Annotated in this window: 25 protein-coding genes; 19 read left to right on the top strand and 6 right to left on the bottom strand. The window is 71.9% G+C overall.

Annotated features, from left to right (window positions below):
- Nucleotides 1-27 precede the first annotated feature (27 nt).
- The 8 genes from tilS to ASD62_RS08960 all read left to right on the top strand — a co-directional run bounded on the left by tilS (nt 28) and on the right by ASD62_RS08960 (nt 8,572).
- Nucleotides 28-1,056, top strand: a complete 1,029-nt coding sequence (tilS, locus tag ASD62_RS08995) for a tRNA lysidine(34) synthetase TilS (protein WP_056915668.1) — start codon at nt 28-30, stop codon at nt 1,054-1,056.
- 90 nt (nt 1,057-1,146) lie between these two features.
- Nucleotides 1,147-1,683, top strand: a complete 537-nt coding sequence (gene hpt / locus ASD62_RS08990; RefSeq protein WP_082553477.1) for a hypoxanthine phosphoribosyltransferase — start codon at nt 1,147-1,149, stop codon at nt 1,681-1,683.
- A gap of 203 nt (nt 1,684-1,886) precedes the next feature.
- Complete coding sequence (gene ftsH / locus ASD62_RS08985; protein ID WP_056915666.1) at nt 1,887-3,983, top strand: ATP-dependent zinc metalloprotease FtsH; 2,097 nt, start codon at nt 1,887-1,889, stop codon at nt 3,981-3,983.
- A complete protein-coding gene (gene folE / locus ASD62_RS08980; RefSeq protein WP_056915665.1) occupies nt 3,973-4,563 on the top strand; it encodes a GTP cyclohydrolase I FolE in 591 nt (196 codons plus the stop codon). The genes ftsH and folE overlap by 11 nt, the downstream gene beginning before the upstream one ends.
- Nucleotides 4,560-6,305, top strand: a complete 1,746-nt coding sequence (locus tag ASD62_RS08975) for a phosphatidylglycerol lysyltransferase domain-containing protein (RefSeq protein ID WP_056915664.1) — start codon at nt 4,560-4,562, stop codon at nt 6,303-6,305. Before folE ends, ASD62_RS08975 begins: the two co-directional genes overlap by 4 nt.
- Before the next feature lie 44 nt (nt 6,306-6,349).
- A complete protein-coding gene (gene folP, locus ASD62_RS08970; RefSeq protein WP_082580986.1) occupies nt 6,350-7,216 on the top strand; it encodes a dihydropteroate synthase in 867 nt (288 codons plus the stop codon).
- 4 nt (nt 7,217-7,220) lie between these two features.
- The gene (gene folK, locus ASD62_RS08965; RefSeq protein ID WP_056915663.1) at nt 7,221-8,105 is read left to right on the top strand and encodes a 2-amino-4-hydroxy-6-hydroxymethyldihydropteridine diphosphokinase; all 885 of its coding nucleotides are present in this window, start codon (nt 7,221-7,223) and stop codon (nt 8,103-8,105) included.
- A complete protein-coding gene (locus tag ASD62_RS08960; RefSeq protein WP_162246880.1) occupies nt 8,102-8,572 on the top strand; it encodes a DUF3180 domain-containing protein in 471 nt (156 codons plus the stop codon). Before folK ends, ASD62_RS08960 begins: the two co-directional genes overlap by 4 nt.
- A gap of 4 nt (nt 8,573-8,576) precedes the next feature.
- Here the strand turns inward: ASD62_RS08960 and ASD62_RS08955 are convergent, their stop codons facing one another.
- Nucleotides 8,577-9,746, bottom strand: coding sequence for an NADH-quinone oxidoreductase subunit D (locus ASD62_RS08955; RefSeq protein ID WP_056915662.1), 1,170 nt, complete (start codon nt 9,744-9,746; stop codon nt 8,577-8,579).
- Between the two features lie 49 nt (nt 9,747-9,795).
- Nucleotides 9,796-10,377, bottom strand: coding sequence for a hypothetical protein (locus ASD62_RS08950; protein WP_056915661.1), 582 nt, complete (start codon nt 10,375-10,377; stop codon nt 9,796-9,798).
- Between the two features lie 96 nt (nt 10,378-10,473).
- Between ASD62_RS08950 and ASD62_RS08945 the strand changes: the two genes are divergently transcribed.
- Complete coding sequence (locus ASD62_RS08945) at nt 10,474-11,706, top strand: cytochrome P450 (RefSeq protein WP_235529323.1); 1,233 nt, start codon at nt 10,474-10,476, stop codon at nt 11,704-11,706.
- Here the strand turns inward: ASD62_RS08945 and ASD62_RS08940 are convergent.
- On the bottom strand, nt 11,690-12,634 hold the full coding sequence (locus ASD62_RS08940) for an SAM-dependent methyltransferase (RefSeq protein WP_056915660.1): 945 nt from the start codon (nt 12,632-12,634) through the stop codon (nt 11,690-11,692). The two genes, ASD62_RS08945 and ASD62_RS08940, sit on opposite strands and share 17 nt — an antisense overlap.
- A 193-nt stretch (nt 12,635-12,827) precedes the next feature.
- Here ASD62_RS08940 and ASD62_RS08935 point away from each other — a divergent pair, with 193 nt between their 5' ends.
- The 8 genes from ASD62_RS08935 (at nt 12,828) to ASD62_RS08900 (ending at nt 20,335) form a co-directional block, all read left to right on the top strand.
- Nucleotides 12,828-13,724 carry a Rossmann-like and DUF2520 domain-containing protein gene (locus tag ASD62_RS08935; protein WP_056915659.1) on the top strand — a complete coding sequence of 299 codons (897 nt, stop codon included), beginning with the start codon at nt 12,828-12,830 and terminating at the stop codon, nt 13,722-13,724.
- The gene (panC, locus tag ASD62_RS08930; RefSeq protein ID WP_056915658.1) at nt 13,725-14,696 is read left to right on the top strand and encodes a pantoate--beta-alanine ligase; all 972 of its coding nucleotides are present in this window, start codon (nt 13,725-13,727) and stop codon (nt 14,694-14,696) included.
- On the top strand, nt 14,686-16,365 hold the full coding sequence (locus ASD62_RS08925; protein ID WP_056915657.1) for an L-aspartate oxidase: 1,680 nt from the start codon (nt 14,686-14,688) through the stop codon (nt 16,363-16,365). Before panC ends, ASD62_RS08925 begins: the two co-directional genes overlap by 11 nt.
- A complete protein-coding gene (nadC, locus tag ASD62_RS08920; RefSeq protein WP_056915656.1) occupies nt 16,362-17,237 on the top strand; it encodes a carboxylating nicotinate-nucleotide diphosphorylase in 876 nt (291 codons plus the stop codon). Before ASD62_RS08925 ends, nadC begins: the two co-directional genes overlap by 4 nt.
- Before the next feature lie 226 nt (nt 17,238-17,463).
- Nucleotides 17,464-18,996: a lysine--tRNA ligase gene (lysS, locus tag ASD62_RS08915; RefSeq protein WP_056915655.1), complete on the top strand. Its 1,533-nt coding sequence runs from the start codon at nt 17,464-17,466 to the stop codon at nt 18,994-18,996.
- Nucleotides 18,993-19,181, top strand: a complete 189-nt coding sequence (locus ASD62_RS08910) for a hypothetical protein (protein WP_056915654.1) — start codon at nt 18,993-18,995, stop codon at nt 19,179-19,181. The genes lysS and ASD62_RS08910 overlap by 4 nt, the downstream gene beginning before the upstream one ends.
- Before the next feature lie 80 nt (nt 19,182-19,261).
- On the top strand, nt 19,262-19,594 hold the full coding sequence (locus tag ASD62_RS08905; protein ID WP_056915653.1) for an Lsr2 family protein: 333 nt from the start codon (nt 19,262-19,264) through the stop codon (nt 19,592-19,594).
- 108 nt (nt 19,595-19,702) lie between these two features.
- Nucleotides 19,703-20,335, top strand: coding sequence for a hypothetical protein (locus ASD62_RS08900; RefSeq protein WP_157581412.1), 633 nt, complete (start codon nt 19,703-19,705; stop codon nt 20,333-20,335).
- Between the two features lie 129 nt (nt 20,336-20,464).
- Here the strand turns inward: ASD62_RS08900 and ligD (ASD62_RS08895) are convergent, their stop codons facing one another.
- Together ligD (ASD62_RS08895) and ligD (ASD62_RS08890) are read right to left on the bottom strand one after the other, a co-directional pair.
- Nucleotides 20,465-21,331 (bottom strand): non-homologous end-joining DNA ligase, encoded by an 867-nt coding sequence (gene ligD / locus ASD62_RS08895; RefSeq protein ID WP_056915651.1) that lies wholly within the window; start codon nt 21,329-21,331, stop codon nt 20,465-20,467.
- Nucleotides 21,324-22,286 carry a non-homologous end-joining DNA ligase gene (gene ligD / locus ASD62_RS08890; protein ID WP_056915650.1) on the bottom strand — a complete coding sequence of 321 codons (963 nt, stop codon included), beginning with the start codon at nt 22,284-22,286 and terminating at the stop codon, nt 21,324-21,326. The genes ligD (ASD62_RS08895) and ligD (ASD62_RS08890) overlap by 8 nt, the downstream gene beginning before the upstream one ends.
- Nucleotides 22,287-22,347: 61 nt before the next feature.
- Here ligD (ASD62_RS08890) and ASD62_RS08885 point away from each other — a divergent pair, with 61 nt between their 5' ends.
- A complete protein-coding gene (locus tag ASD62_RS08885) occupies nt 22,348-23,253 on the top strand; it encodes a Ku protein (protein ID WP_056915649.1) in 906 nt (301 codons plus the stop codon).
- Nucleotide 23,254: 1 nt separating this feature from the next.
- Nucleotides 23,255-23,641 (top strand): DUF4440 domain-containing protein, encoded by a 387-nt coding sequence (locus ASD62_RS08880; RefSeq protein WP_056915648.1) that lies wholly within the window; start codon nt 23,255-23,257, stop codon nt 23,639-23,641.
- Between the two features lie 18 nt (nt 23,642-23,659).
- On the opposite strand, the gene ASD62_RS08875 is transcribed toward ASD62_RS08880, so the two are convergent.
- Nucleotides 23,660-24,415 carry an ABC transporter permease gene (locus ASD62_RS08875; RefSeq protein WP_056915647.1) on the bottom strand — a complete coding sequence of 252 codons (756 nt, stop codon included), beginning with the start codon at nt 24,413-24,415 and terminating at the stop codon, nt 23,660-23,662.

The following is a 24,415-nucleotide window of genomic DNA, read 5'->3' as shown; positions in this document are numbered from 1 at the left end:
CCCCCGCGACGTCGACCCGGGACGCCCGTGACCGGCCCGCACCCCTCGACCGCCGCGGTCCGGCTGGCCGTGCGCCAGGCGCTCGCGGAGTGCGCTCCCGGCGACCTCGTCCTGGTGGCGTGCAGCGGGGGAGCCGACTCCCTGGCCCTGGCCGCGGCCGTCGCCTTCGAGGCGCCCAGGCTCGCCGTCCGCGCCGGCGCCTGCATCGTCGACCACGGGCTGGCCCCCGACTCCGCTGCCGTGGCACGACGGGTGGTTTCCCAGTGCGAGGCACTCGGACTCGCGCCGGTCGGGTCGGTCGTCGTCGAGGTCGGTGCGGGGCGTGACGGGCTCGAGTCCGCGGCGAGGGACGCGCGCTACGGCGCGCTCGACGAGGCTGCGACCCGCCGCGGCGCGCGGTTCGTGCTGCTGGGCCACACCCGTGACGACCAGGCCGAGCAGGTGCTCCTCGGTCTGACCCGCGGCTCCGGTGCCCGCTCCCTGGCCGGTATGCCGCGGGCCCGGGACCGCTACCGCCGTCCCCTCCTGACCGTGTCGAGGACGCAGACCCGGGAGTCGTGCACCGCCGAGGGCCTCTCGTGGTGGGACGACCCCATGAACGACGACCCCGCCTTCACCCGGGTCCGGGCCCGCCGCGCCCTGGTCGACCTCGAGCGCGACCTCGGGCCGGGTGTCGCCGCTGCCCTCGCCCGCACCGCCGACCAGCTGCGCGAGGACGCCGACCTGCTCGACGACCTCGCCGACGACGCCGTTGCCGGCCTGGTCCCCTCCGCCCCTGCCGTGGTCCGGGGTGGACACGCCGGGGAGCCCCGGCGGGTCCACGTCGAGGTGACCGCGCTGGTCGCCCTCCCACGAGCCGTCCGGACCCGGGTGTGGCGCCGCCTCGCCATCGCGGCGGGCGCGCCGGCCGGGCAGCTGAGCACGCGGCATACCGATGCGTGCGACGCGCTCGTCACGGACTGGCACGGGCAGGGGCCGGTGAGCCTCCCCGGTCCGCTGGTGGCGACCCGGGCCGGTGGGCGGGTATCCATCGGTCCGCCGCCTCCGGTTGAATAGCCCCGCACCCGACCCCGTCGCCCAGGTGCCCCCGGGCGCCGACCGTCAGACCACCGAGAAACCTGGAGAAGAGCCGTGGACGCTGCCCACATGGGAGCCGATCTGGAGAAGGTCCTCATCACCGAGGAGGAGATCCACGCCCGCCTCGCCGAGCTCGCCACGGAGGTCTGGGCCGAGTACGAGGGCAAGGACCTGCTGCTCGTCGGCGTGCTCAAGGGCGCCGTCATGGTCATGGCCGACCTCTCGCGCGCCCTGCCCGGCACCGCGCCCGTCGACTGGATGGCCGTCTCGTCGTACGGGTCGGGGACCAAGTCCTCCGGCGTGGTGCGGATCCTCAAGGACCTCGACACCGACATCACCGGCAAGCACGTGCTCATCGTCGAGGACATCGTCGACTCGGGCCTGACCCTGTCGTGGATCAAGTCCAACCTCGAGTCCCGCTCGCCGGCCTCGGTCGAGATCTGCACCCTGCTGCGCAAGCCGGACGCCGCGAAGGTCCACATCGACGTCAAGTGGGTCGGCTTCGACATCGCCAACGAGTTCGTCGTGGGGTACGGGCTCGACTACGCGGAGCAGTACCGCAACCTGCGCGTCGTGGGCACCCTGGCGCCGCACGTCTACGCCTAGGGCGGAACCCGTCCGTCCGTGCCTCGGGACGCGCCTGCGGCACGGGACGCGACCGGAACACTAGGTCTGCCCGGGTCGTTGTCCAGCACGAACCACGGCAGCACCTCCGTAGTACCGTCGTGGTAGAGCCGCACCCAGTTCCGGGCCGTGGCACAACAGCGTGATCGAGCAGGAGGCACGGGGCGGCCAGCCCCGCTACACACATGGATTTCAAGCGCATCCTTCGGGCCCCGTTGTTCTGGGTCGTCGCGGTCATCGCGATCACGCTGATGGTCATCTCCTTCGGCGACGCCGGTGGCTACACGCGGATCGACACGTCCGCGGCCCAGAAGCTCATCACCGAGGACAAGGTCCAGAAGGTCACGATCACGAACAACGAGATCGTCGACATCGACCTCAAGAGTGGTCAGACCTACTCCGACGGCAAGAACGTCAAGGACGCGACCAAGGTCCGCACGGAGTACGTCGAGGCGGCCGGTCCCAGCTTCGTCAAGCTCGTGGACGACAACCTGCCCCCCGGCGGCTTCAACCAGGACAACAAGGGCACCAACCCCTTCCTGGCCCTGCTCGGCTCGATCTTCCCGATCATCATCCTGCTCGGCCTGTTCTGGTTCCTCATGACCCAGATGCAGGGCGGTGGCTCCCGCGTCATGCAGTTCGGCAAGTCCAAGGCGAAGCTCGCGTCCAAGGACACCCCGAAGGTCACCTTCGCCGACGTGGCCGGTGCGGACGAGGCCGTCGAGGAGCTCCACGAGATCAAGGAGTTCCTGGCCGAGCCGTCGAAGTTCCTCGCCGTCGGCGCCAAGATCCCCAAGGGCGTCCTGCTCTACGGCCCTCCCGGTACCGGCAAGACCCTGCTCGCGCGCGCCGTCGCCGGTGAGGCCGGCGTCCCGTTCTACTCGATCTCGGGCTCGGACTTCGTCGAGATGTTCGTCGGTGTCGGTGCCTCCCGCGTCCGCGACCTGTTCGAGCAGGCCAAGGCGAACGCCCCGGCCATCGTGTTCGTCGACGAGATCGACGCCGTCGGTCGCCACCGTGGCGCAGGCCTCGGCGGCGGGCACGACGAGCGCGAGCAGACGCTCAACCAGCTCCTCGTCGAGATGGACGGCTTCGACGTCAAGACCAACGTCATCCTCATCGCCGCGACCAACCGCCCCGACATCCTCGACCCCGCGCTGCTGCGCCCGGGCCGGTTCGACCGCCAGATCGCGGTCGAGGCACCCGACATGATCGGTCGCCACCGCATCCTCGAGGTCCACTCGCAGGGCAAGCCGATGGCGACCGGCGTCGACCTCCTCGCCGTCGCCCGCCGCACCCCCGGCTTCACCGGCGCCGACCTCGCGAACGTGCTCAACGAGGCCGCCCTGCTCACCGCGCGCAGCGACGGCAAGCTCATCGACGACGCCGCCCTCGACGAGGCCATCGACCGCGTCATCGCGGGCCCGCAGAAGCGCACCCGGATCATGTCCGCCAAGGAGCGCAAGATCACGGCCTACCACGAGGGTGGCCACGCCCTGGTCGCCGCGGCGATGAACCACCTCGACCCGGTGACCAAGGTGACGATCCTGCCCCGCGGTCGGGCCCTCGGCTACACGATGGTGATGCCGACCGACGACAAGTACTCCACGACCCGCAACGAGATCCTCGACCAGCTGTCGTACGCCATGGGTGGCCGCGTCGCCGAGGAGGTCGTCTTCCACGACCCCACGACCGGCGCGTCCAACGACATCGAGAAGGCCACCGGCATGGCCCGCAAGATGGTCACCGAGTACGGCATGAGCGAGCGCATCGGCGCGATCAAGCTGGGCCAGAGCCAGGGCGAGGTATTCCTCGGCCGCGACATGGGACACCAGCGCGACTACTCCGAGGAGATCGCGAGCATCGTCGACACCGAGGTGCGCAAGCTCATCGACGCGGCGCACGACGAGGCGTGGCACGTCATCAACGACAACCGCGACATCCTCGACCGGCTCGTGCTCGACCTGCTCGAGCACGAGACGCTCAACGCCAAGGAGCTCGCGGCGATCTTCGAGCCGATCCGCAAGCGCCCGCAGCGCCCGACCTGGCTGTCGAGCGAGACGCGCTTCCTGTCCGACCAGCCGCCGGTGCTCACCCCCGCCGAGATGGCCGCACAGAACGGCAGCGCGCACGCGCTGCAGGCCGCCGGCACCGACCGTCGCACGGCCGAGGCGATCGACAAGGCTGCGGAGGCCGGTGCGGTCAAGGCACCCGAGGAGCACCCGCCGACGCAGACCATCGAGCTCCCCGAGGGTGGCCAGGTCAACCCGAATGACCACTGAGGGGCGCTCGAGCGTGGACCAGCCCCGGGCCGAAGCAGCCGTCCGCGAGCTGCTGCTCGCGATCGGTGAGGACCCTGACCGGGACGGTCTGAAGGAGACCCCGGCACGCGTGGCCCGGGCCTACGGCGAGTTCTTCGCCGGGCTCGGGCTCGAAGCCGGAGAGGTGCTGTCGAAGACCTTCGAGATCGACCACGAAGAGATGATCCTCGTGCGCGACATCGAGGTCTACAGCATGTGCGAGCACCACCTGGTGCCGTTCCACGGGGTCGCCCACGTCGGCTACATCCCGGCCAAGGACGGTCGGGTCACCGGGCTGTCGAAGCTGGCCCGGCTGGTCGAGATGTTCGCCCGTCGCCCCCAGGTGCAGGAGCGCCTGACCACGCAGGTGGCCGATGCGCTCGTCGAGCACGTCGGGGCGCAGGGGGTCATCGTGGTCGTCGAGTGCGAGCACCTCTGCATGTCGATGCGCGGCATCCGCAAGCCGGGGTCGCGGACGATCACGTCCGCCGTGCGCGGGCAGCTGCGCGACCCGGCGACCCGCGCCGAGGCGATGGCCCTCCTCCTCGGGGGCAAGCGGTGACCGGACGCGAACCCTCGCGCTCCACGCTCTCGACCCTCTCCACCAAGATCCCGTCGAGGCTGCCGGCGGTCCTGACCGGCCGCACGGTCCCCCGGATCCTGGGCAACCTCACCTACCTCGTCGGGGTGATCGACCTCGCGACGGGGTTGCGGCACGCGTGGCGCCACCGGCTCCAGGACCTCACCGAGGTGCTCCCCGGCGCCCTGTCGGACGCCGCGGCTGCCGCGACCGTCGTCTCGGGCATCTTCCTGCTCGTCCTCGGGCACTCGCTCAAGCGGCGCAAGCGTCGGGCCTGGCGTGCCGCGGTCGTGCTGCTGGCCCTGTCGATCGCGCTGCACGGCCTCAAGACCGAGCCCGTCGCCGCCCTGGTGGCCGTCGTCGGGCTGGTCCTGCTCTGGGTCCACCGCGACGAGTTCGAGGCCCTCGGCGACCCCGGCACGAGGTGGCGCGCCGTGCGCGCGTTCGGTGTGCTCCTGAGCATCTCCGTGGTCGCGGGGACGCTGGTCCTGTGGCTCAACCGGCACGAGCTCGCCGGCGGGTTCCCCGGCCTCGGCGAGCTCGCCCGCGAGCTCCTGTACGGCTTCGTCGGCGCCGACGGCCCGGTGCACTTCCTGCGTGACCGCACGGCCGACGTGGTGGGCGCGCTGCTGCTCGGACTCGGGCTGATGACCATGCTCACGCCCGTCTACCTCGCCCTGCGCCCGCCCGAGCCGCGCCCCGAGCTCACGGACGACGACGAGGCACGCCTGCGTGTCCTCATGGCTCGCCACGGTGACTCGCTGGCCTACTTCAACACCCGGCGCGACAAGAGCGTGGTGTGGTCCGAGTCCGGCAAGGCGGCCATCGCCTACCGGGTCGTGTCGGGCGTGATGCTCGCGAGCGGTGACCCGGTCGGTGACCCCGAGGCCTGGCCGGGAGCCATCGCCGCGTTCGTCGCCAAGGCCCGCGACCACGCGTGGACGCCGGCAGTGCTCGGCTGCTCGGAGCGGGCCGGCACCACCTGGGTGCGTGAGACCGGCATGTCCGCGATCGAGCTCGGTGACGAGGCGGTCGTGGACACGACGACGTTCAGCCTCGAGGGTCGGCCGATGCGCAACGTGCGCCAGATGGTCGGCCGGATCGCCCGGGCCGGGTACTCCGTCGAGATCACCCGCGTGCGCGACATCCAGCCCGGCCTGCGCGAGCTGGCCATGGCCGACGCCGCGGCCTGGCGCTCCACCGACACCGAGCGCGGGTTCTCCATGGCCCTCGGGCGGTTGCTCGACGAGTCCGACCCCGACTGCGTGTTCGTGGCGGCGCGGCAGGACGGGGTCGTCCGGGCGTTCCTGCAGTTCGTGCCCTGGGGTTCCGACGGCATGTCCCTCGACGTGATGCGGCGTGACAGCTCCGCCGAGGGTGGCGTCAACGAGCTGATGATCGTCGAGGCGCTCAAGGCGGCTCCCGGCCTCGGGGTGCACCGGGTCTCCCTCAACTTCGCCGCCTTCCGCTCGGCGCTGGAGCGCGGTGAGAAGCTCGGTGCGGGTCCGGTCCTTCGGGCCTGGCGCTCGCTGCTGCTGTTCGCGTCGCGCTGGCTGCAGATCGAGAGCCTCTACCGCTTCAACGCCAAGTTCCAGCCGGACTGGCAACCGCGGTTCCTCCTGTATCCCGCCGGGTCGGACCTCCCGCGCGTCGGCCTCGCGGCGCTCGAGGCCGAGGCCTTCCTCACCTGGCCGAAGCTCGGCCGGATCGGTGGGCGGCTGTGAGCCCCTCCTGGCCGCTCCGTCGGGCGGACGGGCTCCCGGTGGTCATGGGCGTCGTCAACGTCACGCCGGACTCGTTCAGCGACGGTGGTGAGTGGTTCGAGCCGTCCGCGGCGATCGCCCACGGTCGCGAGCTGCTCGCCCAGGGTGCGGACGTCCTCGACGTGGGCGGCGAGTCGACCCGCCCCGGGGCGCAGCGCCCCTCGGTCGAGGAGGAGCTGCGCCGGGTGCTGCCGGTGATCGAGGCCCTCGCCGGCGAGGGCGCCGTGCTGTCGGTCGACACGATGCGCGCGGCGGTGGCCGCCCAGGCACTGCGAGCCGGAGCGGCCATCGTCAACGACGTCAGCGGCGGCCTGGCCGACGAGGAGATGGCCGCGGTCGTCGCGCAGTCGGGTGCCCCGTTCGTCGTCATGCACTGGCGTGGCCACAGCGCCGCCATGCAGTCGCGCGCGGTCTACGACGACGTCGTCGCGGACGTCTGTGCCGAGCTGACGGCCCGGGCGCGGGACCTGACGGCGGCCGGGATCGAGGCCGACCACCTCGTGCTCGACCCGGGGTTCGGGTTCGCCAAGCTCGCCCACCACAACTGGACCCTCCTGCGGCACCTCGACCGCGTCGTCGACCTCGGCCACCCCGTCCTCGTCGGCACCTCCCGCAAGACCTTCCTCGGACGCCTCGGCGTGCCCGACGGCGAACCCCCGCGCCCGCCGGCGCAGCGGGACGCGGCGACGGCGGCCACCTCCGTCCACGCCGCGCGGCTCGGGGCGTGGGGAGTCCGCGTGCACCACGTGCCCACGACCCTGGACGCCCTGCTCGCGACCGCGGCCATCGACCGCGCCCCCGACGCGGGCATCGACCGCGCCCCCGGCGCGGGCATCCCGACCGCGGCCACCAGCACCACCGACGGAGGGTGACACCATGCCCGACCAGATCGTCCTGAAGGGCATCTCCGCCCACGGGCACCACGGCGTCCTCGACTTCGAGAAGCGCGACGGCCAGACCTTCGTCGTCGACGTCACCATGCAGGTCGACCTCGGCCCGGCCGGCTCGAGCGACGACCTGGCCGACACGGTCAACTACGCCGAGGTCGCCGGTGACGTCGTCGCCCTGATCCAGGGCGAGCCGCTCGACCTCATCGAGGCGCTCGCGGCCCGGATCGCCGACAAGGTGCTCACGCGCCCCCTCGTCGAGGCCGTCGAGGTCGTCGTGCACAAGCCGCAGGCACCCGTGGGCCACCCGTTCACCGACGTGCAGGTGCGCGTCTCGCGGGAGCGGCAGGCGCTCGTGGTCATCGCGCTGGGCTCCAACGTCGGCAGCTCGGTCGAGACCCTGCACGACGCGACCGTGGAGCTCTACGGCCTCATCGACATCACCGAGGTCTCGCCCGTGGTGGAGACCGACCCGGTCGGCGGACCCGACCAGCCGGTCTACCTCAACGCCGTCGTGACCGGCACGACCCACCTCGCGCCCTCGTCGCTGCTCGCCGGGCTGCACGAGATCGAGCTGTCGCACGGCCGCACGCGCGAGGTCCGCTGGGGTCCGCGCACCCTCGACCTCGACCTCGTCCAGTACGGCGACCCGGTCTTCGACACCGACGTCGTCATGGACACCACGAGCCTGACCCTGCCCCACCCGCGAGCCCACGAACGTGCGTTCGTCCTCGTCCCGTGGCTGCAGGTCGAGCCGGAAGCCGTTCTGCGAGTCGACGGTTCGGTCCGCCGCGTCGCTGACCTCGTCGCGGGACTCGACACGTCGGGCGTGCGTCCCGGCCCGGACGTGGACCTGCTGGAGGGGCCGTGGTGAACGAGGGCCTCGGCCTGCGCTGGCCCCAGCTCGTCGCCACGGCCGTCGTCGTCGGCGCCGTGTCGTGGATCGGGTGGCGCATCTACCTCGGCACCGGGGCGCTCCTCGGACCGGCGTCGTGGATCTCCTCGGTGCTGCTCGTCGTCATGGCCGTGCTCGTCATCGGTGCCGGTCTCCCGGTGCGCCGGTTCCTGCGCGGCGAGGCGACCAAGCCGCTCAGCCCGATCCGTGCCGCCCGCACCCTGGTCCTCGCGCAGGCCGCCGCCCTCACGGGGTCCGGCGTGGTCGGCTGGTATGCCGCGCAGGTGGCCCACGCGCTCGCCGAGATCTCCCTGCCCGGCTACCGCGAGCTGCTCTGGCGCCTCGTGGCGCTCTGTCTGTCGGCAGCCGTGCTGGCGGTCGCCGGCATGGTGACCCAGCGGATGTGCCGCGTGGACCCGCCCGACCGCGGCGAGGACGACGCCTGAGCGGCTACTTGTCGACGTCGCCGACGACGAAGAACATCGAGCCCAGAATCGCCACCATGTCGGCGATGAGGTTGCCGGGGAGGACCTCGGCCAGCACGGCGACGTTGTTGAAGGATGCCGACCGCAGCTTGAGCCGCCACGGCGTCTTCTCGCCACGGGACACGAGGTAGTAGCCGTTGAAGCCGAGCGGGTTCTCGGTCGCGGTGTAGAGGTCGCCCTCGGGGACCTTGAGCACCTTGGGCAGCTTGACGTTGACCGGGCCGCGCGGCAGCGAGCCGAGCCGGTCGAGACAGGCCTCGGCGAGATCGAGGCTGACGTGGACCTGTTCCAGCAGCACCTCGAGGCGGGCCAGGCAGTCGCCGGCCGACCTCGTCACGACGCGTCCGGGGCCGCCGTCGGCGAACAGCTCGGCGTACGCCAGGTACGGCTCGTCACGGCGCAGGTCCATGTCGACCCCTGACGCGCGCGCGATCGGGCCCGAGACGCCATACGCGGCAATGGTCTCCGGCGTGAGCACCCCCACGCCCTTCGTGCGGGCCTCGAGGATCTCGTTGCCGACGATGAGCGACTCGAGGTCGGGCACCCGTGCGCGGACCGCAGCGACCGCGTGCGCGACGCGGCCGAGCCACCCGGCGGGCAGGTCCTCCTTGAGGCCGCCGACGCGGTTGAACATGTAGTGCATCCGGCCGCCCGACGCCTCCTCCATCACGGCCTGGAGCTCCTCGCGCTCACGGAACGCGTAGAAGATCGGCGTGATCGCCCCGAGCTCGAGGGGGTAGGAGCCGAGGAACATCAGGTGGTTGAGCACCCGGTTCAGCTCGGCCAGCAGGGTGCGCGCCCACACGGCCCGCTCCGGCACCTCCATGCCGAGCATCCGCTCGACCCCGAGCACCACGCCGAGCTCGGAGGAGAACGCCGAGAGCCAGTCGTGCCGGTTCGCCAGCACCACGATCTGGCGGTAGTCACGCACCTCGAACAGCTTCTCGGCCCCGCGGTGCATGTAGCCGACGATGGGTTCGGCCGAGACGATCCGCTCGCCGTCGACCACGATCCGCAGCCGCAGCACCCCGTGCGTGGCCGGGTGCTGGGGCCCGATGTTGAGGACCATGTCGGCGGACGCGAGGCCGCCTGCGCCGAGGCCGACGGTGAGCTCGCGGCCTCCCGTGGTGGTCATGCCGGTCAGTCTGCCGTATGCCGCGGTGCGGGCCCGGCGCAAGGGCGGTTCAGCCCGGGCAGCCGGCGATGTTGTCGGCGGTGGTCAGCCGGCCGCGGTCGTCGAGGCCGACGACGACGGTGTCCTCCCGGTCGCCGAGGCCGGCGAGCTCCTGGATCGTCGCCGACCGGGTCTGCAGCGGCTGGTCGGCCGCGACGCAGTGGTGGTAGAGGATCCGGGCGTTCGCGGCGAGCGGGATCGTGAACGTGATCGTGTCGTTCTGGTTCGTGTAGGGGGGCTTGCCCTTGAACCACCGCTCGGGCACGCCGCTCCGGGCGAGCTTCGCGTCGTCCAGCTTCTTCCACGTGTAGCGGTCGAGCTCGATCACCGTCGCGCCGGCGACCTTGGCCACCTTGGTGATGCGCCCGTAGTCGAAGGCGCGGCCCTGCACGTCGCTGGTCGGCGCCGCAGGTCGGGAGGGGCTGCTCGAGCTCGACGAGGAACCGCTGGCGGTCACGGTCGGGGTGACCGTGACGGTCACCGGGCTTCCGGGCGTGCCGCCGCCGCAGCCCGACAGGGCAAGGGCGGCAAGGGCGGTGGAGCAGGCCGCGTGGCGGGCGTTCGGGCGCAGGGGGAGTCGCTGGTGCTTCATGGGGACAGGGGGGTCCTTTCGACGGTCAGCAACGAACCAGTGTGCCCGCGTGGGCAGCACCTGACAAAACCCATGGCCCTGCGGCAGGCTGCTCAGGTGCCCCCCGAGAGCCCCGCCACCGCGTCCCGGACCGCCCCTGACGGCGTCGACGCCTCCGACCTGCTCGACCTCACCGATCCGGCGGTCGTCGCCGACCCGTACCCCCACCTGGCGGCTCTGCGCGCCGCCTCGCCGCTGGCCTGGCACAGCGGCATGGGCGTCTGGCTCGCGACCGGTCACGCCGAGGCGGGCGCGGTGCTGCGGGACCGTCGGCTCGGGCGCGTCTTCGGCCCGCGGACACCCGACGCCGACTGGGACACGTTCAACTGGCTGCACGCCGACTCCATCCTCGACAGCGAACCCCCCAAGCACACCCGGCTGCGCCGCCTGGTCGCCGGCGCGTTCGGGCGCGGCCACGTGCAGCGCCTCGCCCCGCGGATCGAGGAGCTGGCGGCCGGGCTGCTCGCGGACCTGCCCGACGGCGGGTTCGACGTGCTCGAGGGGTATGCCGAGCCGTTGCCAGTCCTCGTCATCGCCGAGCTGCTCGGGGTGCCGGAGTCCGAGCGCGAGCACCTGCGCCCGTGGAGCCAGGCCATCGTCAAGATGTACGAGGTCGACCGGACCCCCGAGCACGAGGCGCAGGCGAGGGCGGCGAGCGCCGAGTTCGCGGCCTACGTGGAGGACCTCGCGGCCCACCGGGCGAAGGCGCCGGGGGAGGACCTCCTGAGCGACCTCGTCCAGGCCCGTGACGGGAGCGACCGGTTGTCGGCCCACGAGCTCGTCGCGACGGCTGTCCTGCTGCTGAACGCCGGTCACGAGGCGAGCGTCAACGGGTTCGGCAACGGCCTGCACTCGTGGCTGACGGCGCCGGACCGCCCGCAGGTCGACGTCACCGACGATGCGGCCCGCGCGCGACTGGTGGAGGAGTTCCTGCGCCACGACAGCCCGTTGCACCTGTTCGAGCGCACCGCCAAGGAGCCGGCCGACGTCGGCGGGGTCCACCTCGAACCCGGTGACAAGGTGGCTGCGCTGCTGGGTGCGGCGAACCGCGATCCCCAGGTCTTCGCCGACCCCGACCGGTTCGACCCGACCCGCGACCCGAACCCGCACCTGGCCTTCGGCGCCGGCATCCACTTCTGCATCGGGGCGCCGCTGGCGCGGCTGGAGCTGGAGATCTCGTTGCGGACGCTGCTCGCACGGTTCCCCGACCTGGAGGTGGTCGACGTCGAGCGCCGGCCGACGTTCGTGCTGCGCGGGTTCGAGCGGTTGGTGGTCAGCCCACGCGCTTGACGGCCCACAGGAAGTCGCCGAAGCCCCCGGGCGCGGTGAGGGCCGCGGACGCCGTCGAGCGCTCGAGGGCGCTCAGGTAGGCCTGCGGGTCCTCGGCGGCGAGGGCGAAGGGCGGGTTGGTCCCGTCGACGCCGAGCCCCCGCAGGGCGGTGCGCTGGTCGAGCAGCTCGTCGTGGTCGAGGGTGTCCATCGCGACGTGGGCGGTGAGGTCGCAGGTCCCGTCCGGGACCGGGTCCACCGCCCGCCCCTGCCGGTATGCCGCGAGCGTGCCCTGCAGCGGCCGTGACCCACCGCGGTGCCCGTAGTCCACCGCCACCGCCAGGCCGCTGTGGATACGGTCGAGCAGGGCGGTCCACGCCTCGTCACGGCTGAGCCCCACCTCGACGCGGTCGCCGGGTGCCTCGGTGGGCCAGTGGGCCGTGGCCCAGGCCAGCTCGGCGCCGTCGAGGGGTTGCCCGAGCGTCTCGGTCCCGGTGCCGGGTTCGACCTCCAGGGTGCGGAGCACCCCCTCGGCGTCGACCTCGCCGACGGTGCACGGGACGACGTCGAGCCACTCGTGGGCGAGGACGAGGGCGCCGGAGAGCTGGTGCAGGGCGGCGGGGAGGTCACGCCCACCGGGGGAGCTGACCCACTCGACCGGTGCCGACAGCGAGGCGGGTCGCTCGACCACGTCGACGCCGGTGAGGCGCAGGGTGGGGTCCGCGACGTGGAGCTGCTCCAGCAGCTCGCCACGCCCGGCGCCGACGTCGACCACGTGGGTCAGACCCTGCTCACGGGCGAGGAGGGCCAAGGCCCCTGCGAGGACGGCGCCGGCCGTGCCGTGGGTGGCCGTCGTGAAGTGACCGCGCGGCCCCCGCTCGTCACGGTAGAACCCCCGCGGTCCGTACAGCGCGTCCTGCCACGCGTCGCGCCACTGCACCCCTGCCATTCGGCACACGCTATCGAGGTCGGGGCGAGCCGCGGGTCCGTCAGAAGGACGGTCTGTCACCCGTCCCGTCCGGCTCCGCCGAGGGCCTTCACCCGTGGGGACCCCACGAACCGTCCACCCTGCCACCGCCCCACCACCACCCGGTCGCGCGGGCGCCGCATGGGGTGGGGCTCGGCGGGGGTAGCGTGCTCGCGTGAGTTCGGCCGACGAGCGTCCAGCACGGCTGGCCGTCGGCGTGGTCGGGACCGGCCGCGTCGGCGCCGTCCTCGGTGCTGCGCTGCGCCGGGCCGGGCACAGGGTCGTGGCGGCCTCGGGCGTGAGCGAGGCCTCCCGCAACCGCGCGCAGGAGCTGCTCCCCGGCATACCGGTCCTCCCGGTGGAGGACGTGGTGGCGCGGGCCGAGCTCGTCCTGATCGCGGTGCCCGACGACGCGCTGGCCGATCTCGTGGCCGGGCTGGCGAGCACCCGCACCTGGCAGGCGGGTCAGCTCGTCGTGCACACGTCGGGGCGGCACGGGCTCGAGGTGTTCGAGCCCGCGCTCGGCCAGCACGTCCTCGGGCTGGCGCTGCACCCCGCGATGACGTTCACGGGCACCGCCCTCGACCTCGACCGGCTGGTGGACTGCTGCTTCGGGGTGAGCGCCCCCGAACCCCTGCGAGCCGTCGCCGAGGCCCTCGTCCTCGAGATCGGGTCCGAACCCGTCTGGGTCGAGCAGGAGATGCGTCCGCTCTACCACGCAGCCCTGGCGCACGGCGCGAACCACCTCGTCACCCTCATCGCCCAGTCCCTGCAGGCGCTCGCTGCGGCCGGCGTGGAGACGCCCTCGAGGGTCCTCGGGCCCCTCGTCGCGGCGGCCCTCGACAACTCACTGCGCGCGGGTGACGCTGCCCTCACCGGACCGGTCGCGCGCGGCGATGCCGGTACCGTTGCCGAGCACCTGCGACAGCTGCAGGGGCTCACCCCCGACATCCGGCCGACGTACGTGGCGCTGGCGCGGGCCACGGCGGAGCGGGCCCTGGCCAGCGGACGGTTGCGACCGCAGGCCGCCGAGCCACTGCTGGACATCCTCGCGAGCGATCAGGAGCAATGAGTGAGTGACCCCCGTCCCGTCGGCGCCGTCGACGGCCCCGTCGTCGCCCGCACCCGCGCGGAGCTGCGGACCGCCCGCGCGCGCCTCACCGGTGGCGACGTCGCCGTCGTGATGACCATGGGAGCCCTGCACGAGGGGCACGCGACGCTCATCGAGACGGCCCGCCGCAAGGCCGCCCACGTCGTCGTCACGATCTTCCTCAACCCGCTGCAGTTCGGGCCGCGCGAGGACCTGTCCCGCTACCCGCGCACCTTCGACTCCGACATGGAGATCTGCCGCAAGGCCGGCGTCGACGTGGTCTTCGCCCCGACCCCGGACGTGATCTACCAGGACGGCGACCCGGGCGTCCGCATCTCCGCCGGTCCGCTCGGCAACGTCCTCGAGGGCCAGGCCCGACCCGGTCACTTCGACGGGATGCTCACGGTCGTCGCGAAGCTGTTCCACCTCACCGGTGCCGACAGCGCCTACTTCGGCCAGAAGGACGCCCAGCAGCTCCTCCTCATCCGCCGTATGGTGCGCGACCTCGACTTCCCGGTCGACGTGGTCTCCGTGCCGACCGTCCGCGAGTCCGACGGCCTGGCGATGAGCAGCCGCAACACCTACCTCACCGACTCCGACCGCGAGGTCGCGCTGTGCCTGTCCCGGGCCCTGGAGGCCGGGGCTGCCGCCGCGGCCGAGGGCCCGTCGGCGATCCGGCGAGCAGCCCGGTCGGTGCTCGTGCGCGAACCCCTGGCCCTCGTGGACTACCTCGTCCTCGTCCACCCCTACACGCTCGAGGACGTGCCCGAGTGGTACCGCGGTGAGGCGCTGCTCGCGGTCGCCGGACGCGTCGGCACGACCCGGCTGATCGACAACCTGCCGGTGCTCGTGGGACCCGGTGGGCGGGCCCTCGAGGTGTTCTCCGACGTCGACACCGCGACGCCCGCCGTCCCTGCGACGCCGTCCGTGACGGGTCGCCCGGATGGCGACTGAGCTGACGGTCCCGCGCTGGCTCGTGGCGGGGGAGCCCGGCTGGACCGCCTCGGCCGACGTCGTCGTCGTCGGCTCGGGCATCGCCGGCCTCACCACGGCCCTGCGGCTGCGCCAGCGGGTCGACCGCGTGCTGCTCGTGACCAAGACGGTGCTGAACGAGGGGTCGACCCAGTGGGCCCAGGGCGGCATCGCCGCGGCCCTCGACCCCGCCGACTCCCCGGAGGAGCACCTGCACGACACCCTCGTCGCGGGCTGCGGCGTCTGCGACGTCCCGGCCGTGACCGCCCTCGTCAACGAGGGACCTGAGCGGGTGCGAGAGCTCGTGGCGCTCGGCGCCGAGTTCGACCTCGACGACGAGGGCGAGCTCAAGCTGACCCGCGAGGGCGGCCACCACCGCGACCGCATCGCCCACGCCGGCGGCGACGCCACCGGCAAGGAGATCTCCCGGGCCCTCATCGCGGCCCTGCACGCGGTGCAGGACGACCCGGGCATCGAGGTCATCGAGCACGCCCTCGTGGTCGACCTCCTCCAGGACGCGCGGGACCGAGTCTGCGGAGTCACCCTGCACGTCATCGGCGAGGGCCAGATGGACGGCGTCGGGGCAGCCCTGGCGCGCGCGGTCGTCCTCGCGACCGGCGGCCTCGGGCAGGTCTACTCCGCCACGACCAACCCCTCCGTCGCCACGGGCGACGGGCTGGGAGCGGCCCTGCGCGCCGGAGCCGTCCTGGCGGACGTCGAGTTCGTGCAGTTCCACCCGACCGTGCTCTGGCTCGGCGAGGGGTCCAGCGGTCAGCAGCCGCTGATCTCCGAGGCGGTGCGCGGAGAGGGTGCGTTCCTCGTGGACCGGGACGGCGTGCGGTTCATGCAGGGTCGGCACCCGCTGGCCGACCTCGCACCACGCGACGTCGTCTCGCGCGCGATCGTCGACCGGATGCACCAGACCGGCGACAACCACGTCTTCCTCGACGCCCGCCACCTCGGTCGTGAGTTCCTCGAGGCGCGGTTCCCGTCGATCGTGGCCCGCTGTCGCGAGCTCGGGTTCGATCCCGTGACCGACCTCCTCCCGGTGGCTCCCGCCCAGCACTACGCCAGTGGCGGCGTGCGCACAGACCTCGTCGGACGCACCTCCCTCGACGGCCTCTACGCCTGTGGCGAGGTCTCCTGCACCGGTGTCCACGGCGCCAACCGGCTCGCCTCCAACTCGCTGCTCGAGGGCCTGGTCTTCGCCCACCGCATCGCCGACGACATCAGCGCCCGGCTCGCCGAGGGCCAGCTGCCGCAGGTGGACCCGGTCCGCCCGACCGCCGACACGGCACTGCTCGACGCCTCGGCCCGGGTGCAGGTCCAGGCCACCATGACGACGGGGTCCGGCGCGGTCCGTTCGGCTGACTCGCTGGCCGCTGCGGCCGCCGCGCTCGTGGAGCTCGCCGCCGCCGCGACCTCGGGCGAACCCGGCCCGCTGTCGTGGGAGACGACCAACCTCCTGCACGTCGGACAGGTGCTGACCCTCGCAGCGGCCCTGCGCGAGGAGACCCGCGGGGGCCACGTCCGCTCGGACTTCCCCGAGCAGGTCGACCCGTCGTGGCGCGGTCACACCCAGCTCGTCCGTGGCGTCGACGGTGCCGTCACGACGACGTTCGTCCCCGTCCCCGAACAGGACCTGGCATGACCGACCTGCAGTTCCCGCAGACCGACGCCCTCGAGGTGGTCCGCGTCGCGCTCGACGAGGACCTCGGCGGCCCCGACGGGGTCGACGTCACCACGTCGGCGACGATCCCCCCGGACCAGGTGAGCACCGCCCACGTGGTGGCGCGCGCGGCGGGGGTGCTCGGCGGCATACCGGTCGTCCCGCTGGTCTTCGACGAGGTCGCGCGACGCCTCGGGGCCGCGCCGGTCCACGTCGAGGTCCTGCGCGCCGACGGTGACCGGCTCGTCCGCGGCGACGTCGTCGCGACGGTCGAGGGCTCCACGCAGGTCGTCCTCGTCGGCGAACGCACCATGCTCAACATCGTCTGCCGGCTGTCCGGCATCGCCACGCACACGCGCCAGTGGGCCCAGGAGCTCGAGGGCACCGGGGCGACCGTCCTCGACACCCGCAAGACCACGCCCGGGCTGCGCGCGCTCGAGAAGTACGCCGTGCGAGCCGGCGGCGGCACCAACAAGCGGATGGGCCTGCACGACGTGGCCATGATCAAGGACAACCACAAGCTGGCGGCCGGTTCCCTCGCCAGGGCGTATGCCGCGGTGCGGGCCCGCTACCCCGACGTGCCGGTCCAGGTGGAGGTCACCACCACGGCCGAGGCGCTCGAGTCGGTGGGGGTCGGGGCACGGTTCCTGCTGTGCGACAACATGTCGGTCGACCTGCTGCGCGAGACGGTCGAGGCAGTGCGCGCGACCGGCGAGGACGTCGAGCTCGAGGCGACCGGCGGCCTGACGCTCGACGTGGCGCGCGCGTACGCCTTGACCGGGGTCGACTACCTCAGCGTCGGTGGGCTCACCCACTCCTCGCCGATCCTCGACCTCGCCCTCGACCTCGTCTGACCCAGGCCGTCGTCGTCGCCGGTCCCGCCCGGCGGTGCCCCGTTACCCGTGCCGCGTTGCCCGTGCCCCCGTGCCTGTGCCCCGTTGCCCGCGCGAAGCGGGTGTCGTTCGGTGAACCGGCACTTATTTCCCATGGTTTCCCCGAAGGACACCCGCTTTGCGGGGAAGCGGGGCGGACGCCGGGCGGGGTGCAGGGACCGGGTATGGCGCTGGGTACCCTTTGCTGGTGAGTGAAACCCCCAGCGCCACCACCGCCAACCCCACCGACGCCGCCGCTCCCGAGGCCGACCTGCCCGAGCAGATGCAGGTCCGTCGGGACAAGCGCGACCGGCTGCTGGCGCAGGGCAAGCAGGCCTTCCCGGTCACGGTGCCGCGGACCCACTCGCTCGGCGAGGTGCGCGACCAGTGGGGCCACCTCGAGACCGGTGAGGAGACCCAGGACGTCGTCGGGGTCGCCGGCCGGGTGATCTTCGTCCGCAACACCGGCAAGCTGGCGTTCGCCACCCTCCAGGAAGGGATCGGGACTCGTCTGCAGGTCATGCTCAGCCTCGCCGAGGTCGGCGAGGAGGCGCTCGCGGAGTGGAAGTCGACCGTCGACCTCGGTGACCACGTGTTCGTCGAGGGGCGCGTCATCAGCAGCCGCCGCGGCGAGCTGTCGGTCATGGCGACCAGCTGGGAGATGGCGTCCAAGGCGCTGCGCCCGCTGCCGGTGCTGCACAAGGACCTGTCCGAGGAGGCGCGGGTGCGTCAGCGGTACGCCGACCTCATCGTGCGGCAGGAGGCTCGCGACATGGTCCGCACCAAGGCGCAGGTGCTCTCCTCGATCCGCCACGTGCTGGAGGGCCAGGGGTACCTCGAGGTCGAGACGCCGATCATCCAGCTCGTCCACGGCGGCGCCGCTGCCCGTCCGTTCAAGACCCACATGAACGCGTTCGACCAGGAGATGACCCTGCGGATCGCGTTGGAGCTCAACCTGAAGAAGGCCGTCGTCGGCGGGGTGGACCGCGTCTACGAGATGGGCCGCATCTTCCGCAACGAGGGCGTCGACGCCACGCACAGCCCCGAGTTCACGATGCTCGAGGCCTACCAGGCGTACGGCGACCAGACGACGATCGCGGCGCTGATGCGCGACATCTTCGTCGGGGTCGCCGACTCCCTGGGCTCCCGGCAGGTCGAGACCGCGGCCGGCACCATCGACCTCGACGGTGAGTGGCGCTGGCTGCCCGTCTACCAGGGAGTGTCCGAGGCGGTCGGCGAGACCGTCACCCTCGACACCGACGTGGAGACCCTGCGCGGGTATGCCGCGAAGCACGACGTCGCGATCGACCCGGCCTGGGACAAGGACAAGGTGTTCCTCGAGCTGCTCGGCGAGCTGGTCGAGCCCGGCCTGCTGCAGCCCACGTTCCTGTGCGACTACCCGGCGGTGGCGCAGCCGCTGGCGCGCCCGCACCGCAGCGAGCCCGGGCTGATCGAGGCCTGGGACCTCATCATCGGTGGCGTCGAGCGCGGCACCGGGTTCTCCGAGCTCGTCGACCCCGTCGTGCAGCGCGAGGTGCTCACGGCCCAGTCCATCAAGGCGGCCGGTGGCGACCCGGAGGCCATGCAGCTCGACGAGGACTTCCTGCGTGCCCTCGAGTACGGCGCCCCGCCCATGGGTGGCCTCGGGTTCGGTGTCGACCGGCTGGTCATGCTCTTCACCGACGCGAACATCCGCGAGACCATTCTCTTTCCCCACCTGAAGCCCGAGGTCTCCCGATGAACATCTGGCCCTACGTCGCGGCACTCATTCCGTCCGCAGGGGTCGGATTCCTCTTCTACCTCGTCATCAAGAACATGATCGAGGGGGACAGAAAGGAACGTCTCGCGCATTCCCAGTGGGAGAAGGCGCACGCGGAGAATGCCGACAATTCAGCTCCCGCGACAGATGTCGACAATTCTCGCTGAGGGTCGTCTTTTGCCTTGAGCGGGAATAGCGAATACTTTCAGGTGGAAACCCCTGCACCGAACCCCGAGAGGAATTCGCCATGGCACAACGCGTCAACATCGTTCTCGAGGACGACCTCGACGGAAGCCCCGCCGACGAGACGGTGACCTTCGCCCTCGACGGCGTCACGTACGAGATCGACCTCACCGCCGCGAACGCCACCGCCCTGCGCGAAGCGCTTGCCCCCTACGTCGGGCACGGCCGTCGCTCCGCGGGCCGTCGCACGACCAGCCCCCGCACCGCAGCCCGTCCCGCTGGTGCCAAGCGCGACCTCGGGGACGTTCGCGAATGGGCCCGCAAGAATGGCCACAAGGTCAGCGAGCGCGGGCGCATCTCGGCCGAGGTCCAGGCCGCCTACGACAAGGCGCACTGAATCCTGGTCCAGTGACCGGGCCGTTTGCGTGGTCCTTTTCCAGCGGGTGGCATTTCCGGGGTCGGCCCGGAAATTCCACCCGCTGGCCTCGTGACCTGCAGCGATGCCGTGGATGAATCCCTGAGCGCCCTCGTGCGCGTCGTCCAGCCGCACCTGTTGTGGCAGGTCGTCGCGGCCGACGACAATTCCCCCGACCTTCCCCTCGTGTGGTCGCACCTGGCCTCGGCGGGACCGGGTGATCCCACGGCGCGGTGGCGGGCGGCGTTCTCCGCGGCGACCGAGCGCTACTACCGCAGCCCTCCGCCGCCCGCGATGCCGGCCGCCTTCGTCCTCCAGTGGTGCCTCGAGCTGCCGGCCGCGCTCACGGCCACGGCCGCCCTGTTCGGCCCGTGGTCCCTGGACCCCCGCACCATCGGGCTGAGCTTCGCTGTCGAGCCGTCGGCGGCCTACCCGACGACCCTCCAGGTCCGCTCCGCCGGTGCGCTCGTCGCGGACCCGGGGCAGCGGCTCGAGTCCGCCAGGGCCGCCTACCTCGATGCGGGGCGTGAGCTCGCCGCGAACTTCCGCCCGGGGGTCAACCTCGGCCGCCACCAGCGCCTCGCCATGGTCGAGGACCTCTGGGAGATGTCCGTGGCGAGGGTGCGTCGCCGGCCTCCGGTGGAGCGCGACTCGTGCTGCTACCTGTATGCCGTGCCCGGCACCCACGAGTGCGCCGGCTGCCCGAGGCTCCGCCGCCGCTGACCGGGCCGTCCTGCGCGTGGCGCGGTTCGTGCGACCGCCCGCCGGCCTGGCGGTGGTGGTGCTCGTCCTGGGCGCGCTGATGCTCGCCCTCGCCTGACCCCCGGCGAGACCGGTCAAGCTCGTCGGCCGTCAGAGGAGGTCGGCCACGAGGTCGCCGTCGGCATCGAGCCGGTCGAGGACCTCGTCGAACATCAGCTGCTCGAGCTTCTTCCCGGCCGCCCCGGCCTCGACCTCGTCCCACGTGCGAGGCGCCGCGACGGTGGGGGTCTCCTTGCCTCGCAACGAGTACGGGCAGATCGTCGTCTTGGCGGCGACGTTCTGGCTCCAGTCGAGGAAGATCTTCCCGGGGCGCAGCGACTTGGTCATCTTCCAGACGACCAGGTCGGGGTGCTTCTTCGTCAGCTCCTGGGCGAGCTGCTGGGCGAGGTCGCGGGTCTGGTCGGACGAGAGGTCGCCCGGCAGGCCGGCATACAGCTGCATCCCCTTGCTCCCGCTGGTGACGGGGAACAGCTCCAGGCCGAGCTCGGAGAGCCGGTCGCGCACCATCACGGCGACCTGCGCGCACTCGCGCAGGCCGGCACCCGTGCCCGGGTCGAGGTCGATGACCAGCCGGTCGGGGTGCAGGCGGTTCCCGTCCTCGTCGATCCTCCACTGCGGCACGTGCAGCTCGATGGAGTTGAGGTTGACCAGGTAGGTGAGCTGGGCCAGGTCCTCGACGAGGGGATAGGTCACGTCGTCGATCCGCACCCGGGGCAGCCACGAGGGAGCGCCCGACGGGAGGTTCTTCTCGAAGAAGCTCTGGTCGCCGGTGCCGTGCGGCCAGCGCACGCGGGTCAGCGGCCGTGACGCGAGGTGGGGAAGCAGGACGTCGGCGACCTGCGCGTAGTAGTTGAGCACCTCGCCCTTGGTCGTCTCGGTGGAGGGGAACAGCAGCTTGTCGAGGCTGGTCAGCTTGAGCTTGCGGCCCTCCACGACGACGGAGGTCGACTCAGACATCACCGGCCTCCTCGTCGGCCCCGGCAACCTCGGAGAGCAGGTCCTCCGGGGTCAGGTCGGTCCGGACCCCGAGGTAGGCCGGCTGTCGCAGCCGACCGTCCCTGGTCACCTCCAGCGTCCGGGCCTCGACGACGACCCGCGGCTCGACCCAGAACGCGCCGTCGGCATCGATCCGGGGCACCTGCGTGACGAACGGCGACGTCTCGCGCGCCAGCGGCGCCAGCACCTCGGCCAGCTGGCGCTGGGCCCTGCCGGCGATCCCCGAACCCATCCGCCCGGCATACCTCCATCCCTGGGGGGAGGGCACGCCCAGCAGGACCGCGCCGAGGCGGTCGGTCGTGCCGACCTCCGGGCGCCACCCGCCGACCACGGCCGAGACGGTGAGCTTGTGGGGTGACTTGAGCCAATCGGTGGACCGCCGACCCGGCAGGTATGGCGCGGAGAGCCGCTTGCTCACGACCCCCTCGAGCCCCTGCTCCAGGGTCGCGGAGAACAGCTCCTCGCCGTCGTCGTAGACGGGCGGCACCTGCCAGTGCCGGCCGGCGAGGTCGAGCCGCTCCAGCAGGTCCCGGCGGGCCGACAGCGGCTGCGAGGTGAGGTCCGAGCCGTACAGGCGCAACAGGTCGAACACCATGAGGGTCACCGGCCGCACCGCGGCCAGGCGTTCGGCCTTGCGCCGGTCACGCACGTGCATGCGCTCGGCGAGGGCGCCGAACGACGGGCGGCCGCCGTCGAGGGCCACCACCTCCCCGTCGAGGAGCATGTCGTCGTACGCCTCGGCGAGCGGGGCGAGCTCGGGGTAGCTGGCCGTGACGTCGTTGCCGGTGCGCGACGTCAGGGTGAGGTGACCGTCCCGGATGTCGGCGAGCACCCGCATGCCGTCCCACTTGACCTCGTGGACCCAGCCGTCGCCGTGGGGGATCGCGGTGGCCGGGCTGGCCAGCATGGGGCGCATGGGGCCATCCTGACGCATAGGCTTTGCCGTGGAAGGCAACCGGGGACAAGGAGCGTGTGGCATGCGAGCGATCTGGAAGGGCGCCGTGTCGTTCGGCCTGGTCAACGTGCCGATCCGGCTGTACTCGGCGACGGAGAACCACGACGTCCAGTTCCGCCAGGTGCACCGCGAGGACGGCGGTCGCATCAAGTACCAGCGGATCTGCAGCATCGACGGCGAGATCGTGTCCTACGACGACATCGCCAAGGGGTACGAGACCGAGGACGGCGACATGGTCGTGCTCACCGACGAGGACTTCAAGGACCTGCCGTCCAAGAGCTCCAAGGAGATCGCGGTCGAGAAGTTCGTGCCCGCCGACCAGATCGACCCGATGCTCCTGGACAAGTGCTACTACCTCGAGCCGGACAAGGCCTCGACCAAGCCGTACGTCCTGCTGCGCGACGCCCTGGAGAAGGAGAACCGCATGGCGGTCGTCTCCGTCTCCATCCGCACGCGGATGACGATGGCGGTGCTGCGCGTGCGCGACGGCGTGATCGTCATGCAGACCATGCTGTGGCCCGACGAGATCCGCAAGCCGGACTTCGCCCACCTGGACGACGACGGGAAGGCGACCAAGCAGGAGCTGGCCATGGCCGACCTGCTCATCGAGCAGCTCGCCGGCGACTACGTGCCCGACGACTACGAGGACGACTACGCCACCGCCCTGCAGTCGCTGGTCAAGGCGAAGGTCGAGGGTGGCGAGGTCCAGGTCGCCGAGGAGTCCAAGGACGAGTCGGGGGAGGTCGTCGACCTGCTGGCCGCGCTCAAGCGCTCGGTCGACAAGGCCAAGGCGGCGCGCGGCGAGTCGACGTCCGACGACGCGCCCGCGACGAAGAAGGCGGCGTCGAAGTCCGCGTCGAAGTCCACCGCGGCGAAGTCCACGACGAAGAAGGCCGCCGCCAAGAAGACCGCGAAGAAGGCCAGCTGACGTGCCCACCTCCACCACGGCAGAGATGCCCACGCAGGACGACTGCGACATCGTCAAGGACTGCGAGCTGGCCCTGCTGCGTGGGGCGGTGCGGGGTGACCGGACCTCGGCGACCTTGTTGCTGCACAGGGACTTCCACGAGTTCGGTGCCTCGGGTGTGGTGTGGGACCGCGAGTCGGTCCTCGACATGATGGAGGCCGAGGCAGCCGAGGGCCCGGTGGACATCAAGGCCGTCGACCTAGTGACCACCGGGCTCGGCCCGGGCGTCGTCCTCGTCACCTACGACTCGGTCACCCCGACCCGTCGCGCCCACCGCAGCTCGGTCTGGCTGCGGGAGGCCGGCCGGTGGCAGGTGCGCCACCACCAGGGCACCGTCGTCGCCGACTGACGACGGCGCCCCGGCGGGCTAGGCGTTCTCCTTGCGGAAGGTGGACGTCCCCCACGCCACTGCCAGCACGAAGAGGACTGCTGCCCACACGGTGCCCCAGATCATCGGCGACGAGGCGAAGTCGCCGGAGAAGGCCGTGCGGACCGCGTCGACGACCCACCGGAACGGCATCCAGGCCGAGATGTCGAGCAGCCACTTCGGGCCGATCGTCATCGGCAGGAGGATGCCGGACAGCAGCAGGACGGGCATCATCACCATGTTGATGACGGGGGCCATGACGTCCTCGCTCTTGGTCGTCAGCGCCAGGGCGTTGGAGGCGGCGGCGCAGGCGCCACCGACCAGCAGGGTGAGCAGGATGCCGAAGACGATCCCGCCGGCGGACCCGCGCATCCCCATGGCGTAGCCGAGCGCCACGAGGATCAGGGCCTGCACGAAGAGCTGGAGGATGTCGCGGATGAGGCGCCCGACCAGCAGGGCCGTCCGGCTCGCCGGGGTGACCCGCTCGGCTTCGATGACCCCTTCGCGCCACTCGCCGATGAGGCTGAAGCCGGCGAAGAAGGCCCCGAAGATGCCCAGCTGCACGAGCATCCCGGGCACGAAGAACGTGTAGGCGTTCGTCGCGCCGAACTGCTTGATGAGCGGCTTGAGCAGCGGCCCGAAGAGCAGCAGGTAGAGGATCGGCTGGAGGAGCCCGATGATCACCCACGCAGGGTTGCGCAGGTTCATCCGCAGCTGTCGCCGGAACACGATGTAGGACTCGCGCCAGAACCGCAT

Source organism: Phycicoccus sp. Root563 (genome assembly GCF_001427915.1).
Taxonomy (GTDB): Bacteria; Actinomycetota; Actinomycetes; order Actinomycetales; family Dermatophilaceae; genus Pedococcus.
The sequence above is the reverse complement of the archived record's forward strand: the minus strand, read 5'-3'. Positions and strand labels throughout refer to the sequence as shown.

Bases quoted from the DNA above. Each gene is read 5' to 3' on its own strand.
- hpt (WP_082553477.1), top strand. From the start codon at position 1,147: ATGGGAGCCGATCTGGAGAAGGTCCTCATCACCGAGGAGGAGATCCAC.
- ftsH (WP_056915666.1), top strand. From the start codon at position 1,887: ATGGATTTCAAGCGCATCCTTCGGGCCCCGTTGTTCTGGGTCGTCGCG.
- folE (WP_056915665.1), top strand. From the start codon at position 3,973: ATGACCACTGAGGGGCGCTCGAGCGTGGACCAGCCCCGGGCCGAAGCA.
- folP (WP_082580986.1), top strand. From the start codon at position 6,350: ATGGGCGTCGTCAACGTCACGCCGGACTCGTTCAGCGACGGTGGTGAG.
- folK (WP_056915663.1), top strand. From the start codon at position 7,221: ATGCCCGACCAGATCGTCCTGAAGGGCATCTCCGCCCACGGGCACCAC.
- ASD62_RS08955 (WP_056915662.1), bottom strand. From the start codon at position 9,746: ATGACCACCACGGGAGGCCGCGAGCTCACCGTCGGCCTCGGCGCAGGC.
- ASD62_RS08950 (WP_056915661.1), bottom strand. From the start codon at position 10,377: ATGAAGCACCAGCGACTCCCCCTGCGCCCGAACGCCCGCCACGCGGCC.
- ASD62_RS08940 (WP_056915660.1), bottom strand. From the start codon at position 12,634: ATGGCAGGGGTGCAGTGGCGCGACGCGTGGCAGGACGCGCTGTACGGA.
- ASD62_RS08925 (WP_056915657.1), top strand. From the start codon at position 14,686: ATGGCGACTGAGCTGACGGTCCCGCGCTGGCTCGTGGCGGGGGAGCCC.
- nadC (WP_056915656.1), top strand. From the start codon at position 16,362: ATGACCGACCTGCAGTTCCCGCAGACCGACGCCCTCGAGGTGGTCCGC.
- ASD62_RS08910 (WP_056915654.1), top strand. From the start codon at position 18,993: ATGAACATCTGGCCCTACGTCGCGGCACTCATTCCGTCCGCAGGGGTC.
- ASD62_RS08905 (WP_056915653.1), top strand. From the start codon at position 19,262: ATGGCACAACGCGTCAACATCGTTCTCGAGGACGACCTCGACGGAAGC.
- ligD (WP_056915651.1), bottom strand. From the start codon at position 21,331: ATGTCTGAGTCGACCTCCGTCGTCGTGGAGGGCCGCAAGCTCAAGCTG.
- ligD (WP_056915650.1), bottom strand. From the start codon at position 22,286: ATGCGCCCCATGCTGGCCAGCCCGGCCACCGCGATCCCCCACGGCGAC.
- ASD62_RS08885 (WP_056915649.1), top strand. From the start codon at position 22,348: ATGCGAGCGATCTGGAAGGGCGCCGTGTCGTTCGGCCTGGTCAACGTG.
- ASD62_RS08875 (WP_056915647.1), bottom strand. From the start codon at position 24,415: ATGCGGTTCTGGCGCGAGTCCTACATCGTGTTCCGGCGACAGCTGCGG.